The sequence below is a fragment of the Zoogloea sp. LCSB751 genome, from assembly GCF_002028455.1.
Lineage (GTDB): Bacteria > Pseudomonadota > Gammaproteobacteria > Burkholderiales > Rhodocyclaceae > Zoogloea.
The window spans coordinates 1-274 of the sequence record NZ_MWUM01000176.1 but is presented as its reverse complement, the minus strand read 5'-3'; the positions used below and the strand labels follow the sequence as shown (position 1 = coordinate 274).

The window sequence follows — 274 nt, the reverse complement described above, 5'->3', positions numbered from 1 at the left end:
TGAGGGCCTCCATCATGGATACCCAAGCCTTCCAACATTTCCTTACCCTGTTTCCACAACTCTCTGTCCGACAACGACATATCGCTCAGCGTGAGTTGCAGCAACCCAGCTTACCTTCTCGCATTAACGCCTTGCTACCGGATTGCCCTGCTTGCCCCCATTGTCATGCACAACCAGACCAGCTTGCTCCTTGGGGCTGGACTCGGGGGTTGCGGCGTTACCGTTGTAAACAATGCTTGCGGACCTGCTCCACCTTGACCAAGACGCCATTGGC

At 55.5% G+C, this 274-nt stretch carries 1 pseudogene; it reads left to right on the top strand.

The features are described 5' to 3' along the window. Window positions 1-14: 14 nt before the first annotated feature. Window positions 15-274: pseudogene (locus tag B4920_RS30675) on the top strand (IS1595 family transposase); the annotation flags it as partial.